The sequence below is a fragment of the Sphingomonas albertensis genome (genome assembly GCF_014358075.1).
GTDB lineage: Bacteria > Pseudomonadota > Alphaproteobacteria > Sphingomonadales > Sphingomonadaceae > Sphingomonas > Sphingomonas albertensis.
In genome coordinates this window covers 39569-50597 of sequence record NZ_JACONT010000031.1, presented here as the reverse complement: position 1 = coordinate 50597, position 11029 = coordinate 39569, and the positions used below count along the sequence as shown (strand labels likewise).

At 63.7% G+C, this 11029-nt stretch carries 13 protein-coding genes; all 13 read left to right on the top strand.

The window, feature by feature from the left end:
• The first annotated feature begins 13 nt into the window (after positions 1-13).
• The 13 genes from H8S47_RS13855 to nuoK all read left to right on the top strand — a co-directional run bounded on the left by H8S47_RS13855 (position 14) and on the right by nuoK (position 11029).
• Positions 14-826, top strand: coding sequence for an inositol monophosphatase family protein (locus tag H8S47_RS13855; protein ID WP_056048515.1), 813 nt, complete (start codon positions 14-16; stop codon positions 824-826).
• Between the two features lie 449 nt (positions 827-1275).
• Positions 1276-1650, top strand: a complete 375-nt coding sequence (locus H8S47_RS13850) for an NADH-quinone oxidoreductase subunit A (RefSeq protein ID WP_121903273.1) — start codon at positions 1276-1278, stop codon at positions 1648-1650.
• A complete protein-coding gene (locus tag H8S47_RS13845) occupies positions 1641-2189 on the top strand; it encodes a NuoB/complex I 20 kDa subunit family protein (protein WP_187504417.1) in 549 nt (182 codons plus the stop codon). Before H8S47_RS13850 ends, H8S47_RS13845 begins: the two co-directional genes overlap by 10 nt.
• Positions 2186-3034: an NADH-quinone oxidoreductase subunit C gene (locus tag H8S47_RS13840; protein ID WP_187504416.1), complete on the top strand. Its 849-nt coding sequence runs from the start codon at positions 2186-2188 to the stop codon at positions 3032-3034. The genes H8S47_RS13845 and H8S47_RS13840 overlap by 4 nt, the downstream gene beginning before the upstream one ends.
• Positions 3031-4266: an NADH-quinone oxidoreductase subunit D gene (locus tag H8S47_RS13835; RefSeq protein WP_187504415.1), complete on the top strand. Its 1236-nt coding sequence runs from the start codon at positions 3031-3033 to the stop codon at positions 4264-4266. Before H8S47_RS13840 ends, H8S47_RS13835 begins: the two co-directional genes overlap by 4 nt.
• Positions 4263-4505, top strand: a complete 243-nt coding sequence (locus H8S47_RS13830) for a hypothetical protein (RefSeq protein ID WP_235982893.1) — start codon at positions 4263-4265, stop codon at positions 4503-4505. Before H8S47_RS13835 ends, H8S47_RS13830 begins: the two co-directional genes overlap by 4 nt.
• Positions 4505-5173, top strand: a complete 669-nt coding sequence (locus tag H8S47_RS13825) for a complex I 24 kDa subunit family protein (protein WP_056048529.1) — start codon at positions 4505-4507, stop codon at positions 5171-5173. The genes H8S47_RS13830 and H8S47_RS13825 overlap by 1 nt, the downstream gene beginning before the upstream one ends.
• Complete coding sequence (gene nuoF, locus H8S47_RS13820) at positions 5173-6474, top strand: NADH-quinone oxidoreductase subunit NuoF (protein ID WP_056050371.1); 1302 nt, start codon at positions 5173-5175, stop codon at positions 6472-6474. Before H8S47_RS13825 ends, nuoF begins: the two co-directional genes overlap by 1 nt.
• On the top strand, positions 6474-8468 hold the full coding sequence (nuoG, locus tag H8S47_RS13815; RefSeq protein ID WP_121885194.1) for an NADH-quinone oxidoreductase subunit NuoG: 1995 nt from the start codon (positions 6474-6476) through the stop codon (positions 8466-8468). The genes nuoF and nuoG overlap by 1 nt, the downstream gene beginning before the upstream one ends.
• Complete coding sequence (gene nuoH / locus H8S47_RS13810; RefSeq protein WP_056058320.1) at positions 8465-9511, top strand: NADH-quinone oxidoreductase subunit NuoH; 1047 nt, start codon at positions 8465-8467, stop codon at positions 9509-9511. The genes nuoG and nuoH overlap by 4 nt, the downstream gene beginning before the upstream one ends.
• Entirely contained in the window at positions 9508-9993 is a 486-nt protein-coding gene (nuoI, locus tag H8S47_RS13805) for an NADH-quinone oxidoreductase subunit NuoI (RefSeq protein WP_055877898.1), read from the top strand. Before nuoH ends, nuoI begins: the two co-directional genes overlap by 4 nt.
• A gap of 119 nt (positions 9994-10112) precedes the next feature.
• Positions 10113-10724 (top strand): NADH-quinone oxidoreductase subunit J, encoded by a 612-nt coding sequence (locus tag H8S47_RS13800; protein WP_056048540.1) that lies wholly within the window; start codon positions 10113-10115, stop codon positions 10722-10724.
• Positions 10721-11029 (top strand): NADH-quinone oxidoreductase subunit NuoK, encoded by a 309-nt coding sequence (gene nuoK / locus H8S47_RS13795; RefSeq protein WP_082441002.1) that lies wholly within the window; start codon positions 10721-10723, stop codon positions 11027-11029. Before H8S47_RS13800 ends, nuoK begins: the two co-directional genes overlap by 4 nt.

The following is an 11029-nucleotide window of genomic DNA, read 5'->3' as shown; positions in this document are numbered from 1 at the left end:
GAGATAGAATACCATGCCCAGCCATTCCGGCATCATGACCGTCATCGAGCGCGCCGCCCGCAAGGCCGCGCCGCGCCTGCGCCGCGACTTCAACGAGGTCCAGCAACTCCAGGTGAGCCGCAAGGGTCCGGCCGACTTCGTCAGCCAGGCCGACCAGCGCGCCGAGCAGACGATCTTCGAAGAGCTCAGCCACGCCCGTCCCGATTGGGGCATGCTGATGGAAGAGCGCGGCGAGGTTGAGGGTGATCCGAACAAGCCGCGGTTCATCGTCGATCCGCTGGATGGGACGTCGAACTTCCTCCACGGCATTCCGCATTTCTGCATCTCGATCGCGGTCGAGGAGCCGATGCCGAACGGCAAGCGCGAGGTTACGACCGCGCTGGTGTATCAGCCGCTGACCGACGAGAGCTTCTGGGCCGAGAAGGGCCGGGGCGCCTGGCTCACCGACCAGCGTCTGCGCGTGTCGTCGCGGCGTGATCTGTCCGAATCGCTGATCGCGACGGGGATTCCGTTCCTGGGGCATGGCGACTTTGCGCAGTGGAGCCGGATTTTTGGCGCGGTTGCGCCTGAGGTTGCGGGTATCCGTCGTTTGGGTGCTGCGGCGCTCGATCTGGCCTGGCTCGCGGCCGGCCGGTTCGACGGCTTCTGGGAGTCGAACCTGAAGCCTTGGGATGTTGCGGCGGGCATGCTGCTCGTCAAGGAAGCTGGCGGTTTCGTCACTGACTTCCGCGGCGGCGACCGCGCGATGGAGCGCAACGAGTTCTTGGCGGCGAACGACGCGCTGCACTCCCGTTTGCATAAGCTGGTGGCCGGCGCGCTGCGTTAAGGCTTGCGAACGATCCTCCCCCGCAAGGGGGAGGTGGCAGGCGCTAGCCTGACGGAGGGGGAGGATAGGGAAACCTCTGTTCCGTGTCCTCCCCCTCCGTCTCCTTCGGCGACACCTCCCCCTGGCGGGGGAGGATTGTGAGGTCGGATCTAGTCAGCACGCAGTCCGTCATGCCGGGCTCGTTCCGGCATCCACTGTTCCGCAGTCTCTCCGACCGTTGGTTTGCGGCACCGTGGACCCCGGAACCGGTCCGGGGTGACGGAGCCGGTTTGGTAATGTTGCCGCTATTCGCAGCAGCCACGTCTGCAGCCGAGCACGCCGAGTAACGCATCTTTCCCGCCACCCCCTCTCCCTCCACTTGCGAGTGATTCTCACACCCTCCACGCCTTGCCCCGAACCCCCCATCGGCCTAAAGCGGCCCCGTTCCGTTCGCACTTGCGAGAAGCAATTTGGTCGACCTGTCGCACTATCTTCCGATCCTCCTGTTCCTCGGGGTCGCCATCGCATTGTCGAGCACGTTCGTGTTCCTGCCGATGGCCGTCTCGCGCCTCACCGGATCGCACAAGCCTACGCCCGAGAAGCTCAGCGAATACGAGTGCGGCTTCCCCGCATTCGAAGATCCGCGCAGCCAGTTCGACGTGCGCTTCTACCTGATCGCCATCCTCTTCATCATCTTCGATCTCGAGGCCGCGTTCCTGTATCCCTGGGCCGTCTCGGTCTTCACGCTCGGCTGGACCGCGTGGATTTCGATGATGATCTTTATCGGCGAATTGGCCCTTGGCCTCGTCTACGCATGGAAGAAGGGAGCACTCGATTGGGAGTAGAGCTTCAGCCCGCACTCGGTGCCTCCAGCTCGCTGGTGCCACCCGACCAGGGCTTTTTCGACGGATTGAACGGTGAGCTGACGGACAAGGGTTTCCTCGTCACGTCGACCGAGGAGCTGTTCCAGTGGGCCCGTACCGGCTCGCTGTGGTGGATGACGTTCGGGCTCGCCTGCTGCGCGGTCGAGATGATCCACGTCAACATGCCGCGTTACGATCTGGAGCGCTTCGGCGCCGCACCGCGCGCGTCGCCGCGCCAGTCGGACGTGATGATCGTCGCCGGCACGCTGTGCAACAAGATGGCCCCGGCACTGCGCAAGGTCTACGACCAGATGTCCGAGCCTAAGTACGTGATCTCGATGGGATCGTGTGCGAACGGTGGCGGCTATTATCATTACAGCTACAGCGTCGTGCGCGGCTGCGACCGGATCGTGCCGGTGGACATCTACGTCCCTGGGTGCCCGCCGACGGCTGAGGCGCTGTTGTACGGCATCATGCAGTTGCAGCGGAAGATCCGGCGGTCCGGGAGCATCGAGCGTTGAGGGCTCCTGCACCAGCGTACACGTCCAACGACGGCGTGATCGACAGCGCCCGCGCGGCACTCGGCGGAATGCTGCTCGACGCGGTCGACCATGTCGGCGAAGTCGCGCTGCACGTTCGTCGCGAAGACCTGTACGACGCGATGATCGCGCTGCGCGACACGCCGGGGCTTGCCTATCAGCAGCTCATGGAGATCGCCGGCGTCGACTATCCGGATCGCGCAGAGCGGTTCGAGGTCGTCTATTGCATGCTGTCGCTGACGCGGAACCACCGCCTGCGCGTCCATGTCGCGACCGACGAGGAGAAGCCGGTGCCGTCGGTGACGGACATCTGGCCGGTCGCCGGCTGGCTCGAGCGCGAAGTGTACGACATGTACGGCGTGCTGTTCAGCGGCAATCCGGACCTGCGTCGCATCCTGACCGACTACGGCTTCCGCGGTCATCCGCAGCGCAAGGACTTCCCGCTGACCGGGTATGTCGAGCTGCGCTATTCGGAAGAGTCGAAGCGCGTCGTGTACGAGCCGGTGCAGTTGGCGCAGGATTTCCGCACGTTCGATTTCATGAGCCCGTGGGAGGGCGCGAACTACGTGCTCCCCGGCGACGAGAAGGGCGCACTGCCCGAGGCCAAGGGTGCGCCGACGCCACTCAAGGCTGACACGATCGTCAAGGCCGATGCGGCGCAGACTGCGACCAAGGCGCCGGACGCACCGAGCGAGTCCTATGCCAAGAAGGACGCGCAGGGGACGGCTCAAACCGGCTCGGGCGATGCCGACGCCGGCAATCAAAAGCAGGACAAGCCCGTGGAGTCGGACGTCATCCCGTCCAAGGGTGGAGGACAGAACCAGTGAGTCTGTATGTCGAAGAGCTTCTAGGTGAAGCCGACGCTGCCGATCCCACGACCGGCGACGTCACGATCCAGAACTACACGATCAACTTCGGTCCGCAGCATCCGGCCGCGCACGGCGTGTTGCGCCTTGTCATGGAGCTCGACGGCGAGATCGTCGAGCGCGTCGATCCGCATGTCGGCCTGCTTCACCGCGGCACCGAGAAGCTGATCGAGTACAAGACCTACACGCAGGCGCTGCCGTATTTCGATCGGCTCGATTACTGCTCGCCGCTGTGCATGGAGCATAGCTGGGTGCTGGCGGTCGAGAAGCTGCTCGACCTCGAAGTGCCTGAGCGCGCGCAGTATCTGCGGGTATTTTTCGCCGAGCTGACGCGTATCTCGAACCACATGCTTAATCTCGGGTCGCACGTCATGGACGTCGGCGCGATGACGCCGAACCTGTGGCTGTTCGAGATTCGCGAAGACTGCATGAACTTCTTCGAGCGCGTCTCGGGCGCGCGCATGCATTCGAACTATTTCCGCCCAGGTGGCGTGCACCAGGATGCGCCGTTGAAGCTGCTCGCCGATATCGGCGACTGGCTCGACACGCGCCTGCCGCGGCTGTTCGAGGATGCGATCTCGCTTGTTGCCGACAACCGCATTTTCAAGCAGCGCAACGTCGATATCGCCGTGGTCAGCCGCGACGACGCGATCAGATGGGGCTTTTCAGGTCCGATGATCCGCGGCTCGGGTATCGCCTGGGACCTGCGCAAGTCGCAGCCCTATGACGCCTATGCCAAGATGGACTTCGAGGTGCCGGTCGGCACGCGCGGCGATTGCTATGACCGATTCATGGTGCGCGTGGAGGAAGTGCGTCAGTCGGCACGGATCATGAAGCAGTGCCTGCGCGACATGCCCGAGGGGCCGATCGCGTCGCTCGACCGCAAGGTCGTACCGCCCAAGCGTGCTGAGATGAAGCAGTCGATGGAAGCGCTGATCCATCACTTCAAGCTCTATACCGAGGGCTTCCACGTGCCCGCTGGCGATGTCTATGTTGCCACTGAAAGCCCCAAAGGCGAGTTCGGTGTGTATCTGGTCGCCGATGGCTCGAACAAGCCGTACCGCTGCAAGATCCGCCCGACCGCGTTCTCGCATCTGCAAGCCATGGACTTCATGGCGAAGGGCCACATGCTGGCGGATACGACCGCGATCCTCGGCGCGATGGATATCGTGTTCGGCGAGTGCGACCGATGACCCCTGCACTGAACGGCGCAGTGACCAACGAACTGATCTATTCGGTTCTGCAGAAGATGCAGGGCGATATGTCCGAGATGAAATTCGACGTCCGCGATCTCAAGACGCGGATGACGATGGTCGAGGAGCATCTTGGCAGTTCGATCATCGCGATTTCCGGCGTCAATTCGCGGCTCGATCGTATGTCCGATCGGGTCGAGCGGATCGAACGTCGCCTAGAACTTACGGATCACGGCTGATGGCTGAAGCACCAAAAATTCCCGACGAGGCCGAGACACGCGCACGCTGGGGTTCGTTCGCGTGGACGGACGAGAACCAGGTGAAGGCGAACGAGATCCTCGGGCGCTATCCCAAGGGTCGCGAGCAGTCGGCGTCGATCCCGTTGCTCGATTTGGCACAGCGCCAGGTCGGGGCGGAAACCCAGACGCAGGGCTGGTTGCCGGTGCCGGTAATCGAGTTCGTCGCGCGTCAGATCAGCGTGCCGTACATGCGCGTGTACGAGGTCGTGACCTTCTATACGATGTTCAATCTCGCGCCGGTCGGTCGCTTTCATGTGCAGGTGTGCGGTACGACGCCGTGCATGTTGCGCGGGTCGGACGACGTTCTTGCCGCATGCAAGAACCGCGGGCTGGTCAAGGGTGGCACGACGCCGGACGGGATGTTCACGTTGACCGAGGTCGAGTGCCTGGGCACGTGCGCGAATGCGCCGATGGTGCAGATCAACGACGATAACTTCGAAGACCTCGATTACGACAAGACGACCGAGATCCTCGAAGCGCTGGCCAATGGCGGGCACCCGACGCCGGGGCCGCAATTCGGTCGTCGCGCAAGCTGCCCCGAAGGCGGCCCGACCTCGCTGAAGGCGATGGTCGACGCGAACCACGATTACCGGGGGGAGTGGGCCTGATGCTCGCCGATAAGGACCGCATCTTTACCAACGTCTACGGCTTCCAGCCGTGGAACATCGACGCGGCGATCATGCGCGGCGATTGGGACAATACCAAGGACCTGATGGCGCTCGGCCAGGACGCGATCATCGACGTGATGAAGGCGTCGGGGCTACGCGGCCGTGGCGGTGCGGGCTTCCCGACCGGTACCAAATGGTCGTTCATGCCGAAGGAGCCGAAGCCCGATCGGCCGAACTTCCTCGTCATCAACGCCGATGAATCCGAGCCGGGCAGCTGCAAGGATCGCGAGATCATCCGTCACGATCCGCACAAGCTGATCGAAGGCGCGCTGATCGCCGGGTTCGCGATGCGCGCGCGCGCCGCGTACATCTACATCCGCGGCGAGTATATTCGCGAGGCCGAGACGCTGTTCGCAGCCGTCGCTGAGGCCTATGATCGCGGCTTCATCGGCAAGAACGCGTGCGGGTCGGGTTACGACTTCGACGTGTTCGTGCACCGGGGTGCAGGCGCCTACATCTGCGGCGAAGAGACCGCGATGCTGGAGAGCCTCGAGGGCAAGAAGGGCCAGCCGCGGCTGAAGCCACCTTTCCCGGCAGGTGCTGGACTCTACGGCTGCCCGACGACGGTCAACAACGTCGAATCGATCGCTGTCGCACCGACGATCCTGCGGCGTGGCGCGGCATGGTTTTCAAGCTTCGGTGCGGAGAATAATCGTGGCACGAAGCTGTTCCAGATCAGCGGTCATGTGAACAAGCCGTGCGTCGTCGAGGAGGAGATGAGCATCTCGTTCCGCGACCTGATCGAGACGCATTGCGGCGGTATTCGTGGCGGCTGGGACAACCTGCTCGCGGTGATTCCGGGTGGTTCTTCGGTGCCGCTCGTGCCCGCCGCGCAGATCATGGACTGCGCGATGGACTTCGACGGCCTGAAGGCGGTCGGCTCGGGCCTCGGCACCGCGGCGATCATTGTCATGGACAAGTCGACCGACATCGTCCGCGCGATCAGCCGTATCTCGTACTTCTACAAGCACGAGAGCTGTGGCCAGTGCACGCCGTGCCGCGAGGGCACCGGCTGGATGTGGCGCGTGATGGAGCGGATGCGCACCGGCGACGCCGAACTGTCCGAGATCGACATGCTCCAGCAGGTCACCAAGCAGGTCGAGGGTCACTCGATCTGTGCGCTCGGCGACGCAGCCGCATGGCCGATCCAGGGCCTGATCAAGCATTTCCGCCCCGAGATGGAGCGCCGTATCCGTGAGCGCGGTGGCGACACCGCGCCGATGATGGAAGCCGCAGAGTAATGCCCTTAGTCAAAGTCGATGGCGTAGAGATCGAGGTGCCGCAGGGCGCCACCGTGCTGCAGGCGTGCGAGCTTGCCGGCAAGGAGATCCCGCGTTTCTGTTATCATGAGCGGCTGAGCATCGCCGGCAATTGCCGGATGTGCCTGGTCGAGGTGAAGCCTGGTCCGCCCAAGCCGCAGGCGTCGTGCGCGCTGCCGGCGGCGGACAAGCAGGAGATCTTCACCAACTCGCCGATGGTCAAGAATGCCCGCGAGGGCATCATGGAATTCCTGCTGATCAACCATCCGCTCGATTGCCCGATCTGCGATCAAGGCGGCGAGTGCGATCTGCAGGACCAGTCGGTCGCGTACGGTCGCGGTCATTCGCGCTACGACGAGAACAAGCGCGCAGTCACCGAGAAGTATATGGGCCCGATCGTCAAGACGGTCATGACCCGCTGCATCCAGTGCACGCGCTGCATCCGGTTCGCCGAGGAAGTGTCCGGCGTCGAGGAAATCGGTGCGATCTTCCGCGGCGAGGACATGCAGATCACCTCGTATCTCGAGAATGCGGTCAAGAGCGAGCTGAGCGGCAACGTCGTCGATCTGTGCCCGGTGGGTGCGTTGACGTCGAAGCCGTATGCGTTCGAGGCGCGTCCGTGGGAATTGCGCAAGACGCTGACGATCGACGTGATGGACGCGGTCGGCACCAATATCCGGCTCGACAGCCGTGGTCGCCAGGTGCTGCGCTGCGTGCCGCGGATCAACGAGGACGTGAACGAGGAGTGGGCGACCGACAAGACGCGCCACGCGATCGACGGCCTCGTCCGTCGTCGTCTCGACAAGCCCTATGTCCGGGTGAACGGCAAGCTCCAGCCCGCTACCTGGGACGAGGCCTTCGCGGCGATCAAGGCGGTCAATGCCGGGTCGAGCGTTGCGGCTGTCGCCGGCGATCTGGTCGATTGCGAGACGATGTACGCCGCCAAGGCGCTGCTCGCGAAGATGGGTTCGAGCCTGCTCGAAGGCCGTCAGACCGGCATGGATTATGACGCGACGAGCATCGCCGCGGTCAATTTCAACACGACGATCGCCGGCACCGAGCGGGCCGACGCGATCCTGCTGGTGGGCACCAATCTGCGCTGGGAAGCGCCGTTGGTGAACACGCGGGTGCGGAAAGCGATCAAGAAGGGCGCGAAGGTCTTTGCGATCGGGCCGGAGACGGACCTGACGTACAAGGTCGAGTGGCTCGGCGACGATCTGGCGCTGCTTGGCGCTCTGCCCGAGGCGGTGACCGAGGCATTCGGCAAAGCCGAGCGTCCGATGGTGATCGTCGGTGGCGGCGCGCTGAAGGGTGGCCATGCGGCTGCGCTGAAGCTCGTCGATACGCTGGGCCTCGTGAAGGACGGCTGGAACGGTTTCAACGTCGTCCACATGGCGGCTTCGCGGATGGGCGGGCTGATGCTCGGCTATGCGCAGAAGGGCGGCATCGCCGACGTGATGGGGGCGAAGCTCGGCTTCTTCCTCGGCGCGGACGAGGTCGATTACTCCAAGTTTGCAGGCTTCAAGGTGTTCGTGGGTCATCACGGCGACAAGGGTGCGGCGGCTGCCGACGTCATCCTGCCGGGTGTCACCTACGCGGAGAAGTCCGGCACGTGGGTCAATCTCGAAGGTCGCGTCCAGCGCGGCGAGCGCGCGGTGTTCGCACCGGGCGACGCGCGTGACGACTGGTCGATCTTCCGCGCGCTGTCCGACACGCTCGGCCACACGCTACCGTTCGACAGCTTCGAGGGTCTCCGCGAGGAAATGTACGCGGACGTGCCTGCGCTGCGTCATCAGGCGCTCGCGACGTTCGAGTGGAACCCGCCTTCGCTTAACGGGGCAGGTGAGGGCGTTCTTTCCGGCTATCCGATCAAGGACTTCTACCTGACCAACGCGATCTGCCGTGCGTCGCCGACGATGCAGCGCTGCTCGGCCGAACTTCTCCACGGGGAAGATTACGCGGAGGCAGCCGAATGATCTCCTGGTTCGAATCCTCGCTCGGTTACGACTGGGCGTTCTTCCTCGCGACGATCATCGACATCCTCGTGATCGCCCTGCCGCTGATGCTCGCGGTGGCGATGATCATCTATGCCGACCGCAAGATCTGGGCGGCGATGGCGCTACGCCGTGGTCCTAACGTCGTCGGTCCGTTCGGCCTGCTGCAAAGCTTCGCTGACGGCCTGAAGGTGTTCCTGCAGGAGACGATCGTCCCCGCAGCCGCCAACCGGACGCTGTTCCTGCTGGCACCGATCATCACCTTCACGGTCGCGCTGATCGTCTGGGCGGTGGTGCCGTTCGGGGTCGGCGTCGTGCTCGCGGACATCAACGTCGGGCTGCTCTACGTGCTCGCGGCCTCGTCGCTCGGCGTCTACGGGATCATCCTGTCGGGCTGGGCGTCGAACTCGAAATATCCGTTCTACTCGGCGCTTCGTGCGGCCGCGCAGATGGTGTCGTATGAAGTCGCGATCGGCTTCATCCTAATTTCGGTCGTGCTGTGGACCGGCAGCTTCAACCTGTCGGCGATCGTGATGGCGCAGAAGTCGCACGTCTGGTTCTTCAACGGGTACATCCTGAACCCGCTGATGTTCCCGATGGCGGTGATGTTCTTCATCTCGTCGCTGGCCGAGACGCAGCGTGCGCCGTTCGATCTGACCGAGGCGGAGAGCGAGCTGGTCGCCGGGTACCAGACCGAATATTCGTCGATGTCGTTCGCGCTGTTCTGGCTCGGCGAGTACGCCAACGTGCTGCTGATGTGCGCGCTCAACGCGACGCTGTTCTGGGGCGGGTGGCTGCCACCGGTCGATTGGGCGCCGCTGTACTACGTGCCGGGGATCATCTGGCTGTTCGCCAAGATCCTGTTCTTCTTCTTCCTGTTCAGCTGGGTGAAGGCGACCGTGCCGCGCTATCGCTACGATCAGCTGATGCGGCTCGGCTGGAAGGTCTTCCTCCCCGTCTCGCTGTTCTGGGTTTTCCTCGTGTCGGGCTATCTCATGCTGACGCGCGTTGGAGTGGGTTCATGAGCGTCGCTCAGATCATTAAGTCGTTTACCCTGTGGGAATTCGTGAAGGCGCACGCGTTGACGCTCCGCTATTTCTTCAAGGAAAAGGCGACGATCAACTATCCGTACGAGCGCAATCCGGTGTCGCCGCGGTTCCGTGGCGAGCATGCGCTGCGTCGCTATCCGAATGGCGAAGAGCGGTGCATCGCGTGCAAGCTGTGCGAGGCCGTGTGCCCCGCGCAGGCGATCACGATCGAAGCCGAGCCGCGTGACGACGGTTCGCGCCGTACGACGCGTTACGACATCGACATGACCAAGTGCATCTACTGCGGCCTGTGTGCCGAGGCGTGCCCGGTCGATGCGATCGTCGAGGGGCCGAACTACGAGTTCGCCACCGAGACGCGCGAAGAGCTGATCTACGACAAGTCGAAGCTGCTCGATAATGGCGACCGTTGGGAAAGCGCGATCGCGGCGAACCTTGCCGCCGATGCGCCGTACCGTTAAGCGAGCGCCGCGATGACACAGATTAACTCCGTCATCCCAGCGCAGGCTGGGATCTCCCCGTTTCAGAGCGCGCCCGCGCGGCTTGAGACCCCAGCGTTCGCTGGGGTGACGAGGACCTCATGATTCAGGCCTTAGCCTTTTACCTCTTCGCCTTCGTCGTCGTCCTGTCGGGCGCGCTGACGATCGCGTCGCGCAACCCGGTTCATTCGGTGATGTGGCTCATCCTCGCGTTCTTCAACGCGGCCGGCCTCATGATCCTGGTCGGTGCCGAGTTCATCGCGATGCTGCTCGTCATCGTCTATGTCGGCGCGGTCGCGGTGCTGTTCCTGTTCGTGGTCATGATGCTCGACATCGACTTCACCGAGCTTCGTGCAGGCGTCGCCCGGTATTTCGGGATCGGCCTCGCGCTTGCCGTCGCACTCGCCGCCGAGGTGATGATCGCGATCGGCGCATGGAGCACCGGCCCGATCCAGCTCGCACGTCGTGCCGCACCGATCGACGACACCGTGCCCAACATCCAGGCGATCGGTAACCTGCTCTACACGCGCTATCTGTTCGTGTTCGAGGGTGCCGGCCTGGTGCTGCTGGTCGCGATGATCGGCGCGATCGTGCTGACCCACCGCCAGCGTGGCGGCGTCAAGGCGCAGAACATCAGCCGCCAGAACGCGCGTCGTCCGCAGGATGCCACGCGCAACACGAGCCCGGTCGTCGGGCAGGGAGTCGAACTGTGACGATCGGTCTCGTCCATTATCTGGTCGTCGCGGCGATCCTGTTCACGATGGGGGTGCTCGGCATCTTCCTGAACCGCAAGAACCTCATCGTCATCCTGATGGCGATCGAGCTGATCCTGCTGGCGGTGAACATCAATCTCGTCGCGTTCTCGGCGTTCCTCCACGACCTCGTCGGACAGGTGTTCGCGATGTTCGTGCTGACGGTCGCCGCGGGTGAAGCCGCGATCGGCCTTGCCATTCTCGTGATCTATTTCCGCGGTCGCGGCACCATCGCGGTCGACGACGTCAACCGGATGAAGGGGTAA